Below are 1,166 nucleotides of genomic sequence, written 5' to 3' on the forward strand. Positions count from 1 at the left end.
GAACGTTGGAAAGGGCATCATCAAGGGGGAGCACTTATCCACAGCCGTGATTTGTCCAGTTATGAAAAACCCTCACTAGAATCGGGATGGAGACGCCTCACACGGAATGTGGCAATGAGAATTTTATAGTGCAGCCAGTGGAACAACACTGTATTCCTCCTATCTCCGGACCTACAACGCTAGCCTGAATTCCTGAATTTTTTGCCTAACGACTTCGTGAGGTATCCCATTGTTTTTCCTTACGAGGAGCATGGCTTCCAAATCTCGGTCATCTAAAAACATGACGAGCTTGGAATCGGCAACCCACAGGTGCTGAGCAGTCAAAAGAGCCGATCTATCCGCCCCCCGACGAGATACTACCAATCCGAAAAGTCCCGCACCATACTTTTTAAGGTAATTACCAACTTGCAAAACCGAACTCTTTCCCACTGGGGACTTGTAGTTCTTTGCTTCGACGATCACGTAATCCGCATCATAACGCTGCCTAACAAAAGCCCAAAATCCCTCCTCCGCATAATTGGCAATAATAAGGTCTCGGCGATTAATGCCCGCCGAATCCCTATATTCCTTATAGACGGGGCCTAATGGAGGGCAAAACAAAAATTCAAAAATCTCACCCACCACATTTTGGTATTGAGCCCAGCTTTGCTTGCCCAGTGCACAAGCCCCTAGTTTCGCCAAAAGTTGATCTTCAACGGTTATTCGATTTAGTGCTGCCTGAGCCAACGCCTCACGTAAGCCACGATGGTTGACCAAGTGTATTTGTTGCGAAAATAAATTGGCTATCGTGGGCAAATCCCAAAGCCATACATTGGATGGTAGAAGCCGAACATATGGTGGCGGCAAAACCCCTGGGAGGGCCAAAACAATTCGATTCTGTGGGTTAATTTTGGAGAGCCTCGATAGTTGCTGGGTCAATCCTCTGATGAACGAAGCTATGTAGGTAGTATGGGTTTTTATTTCAATAGTAAGGCCAACCAATTTCCCGACGTCATCAGTATACAGTGCCGATAAGTCAGCGCTCATATCCACTTGAACCTTCGTTAGAGTCCAATTATGTGGTGTAAATAGGGAGGGCCCTGCCCCGAAGGCGTAGCCGAGGGGCAGGGGCGGGCCGCCGGCCCGCTTTGATTCCAGATTTTGTCTGGACAAGAAACCATCCCATT

Annotated in this window: 1 protein-coding gene; it reads right to left on the bottom strand. The window is 47.9% G+C overall.

Annotation, left to right across the window (positions count from 1 at the left end):
• Nucleotides 1–171 precede the first annotated feature (171 nt).
• Nucleotides 172–1,166 (bottom strand): hypothetical protein (locus tag HIJ39_RS23045; RefSeq protein WP_207711888.1); only part of this gene is annotated, 995 nt, incomplete at its 5' end.

It is taken from the genome of Sulfobacillus harzensis, from assembly GCF_012933365.1.
GTDB lineage: Bacteria > Bacillota > Sulfobacillia > Sulfobacillales > Sulfobacillaceae > Sulfobacillus_B > Sulfobacillus_B harzensis.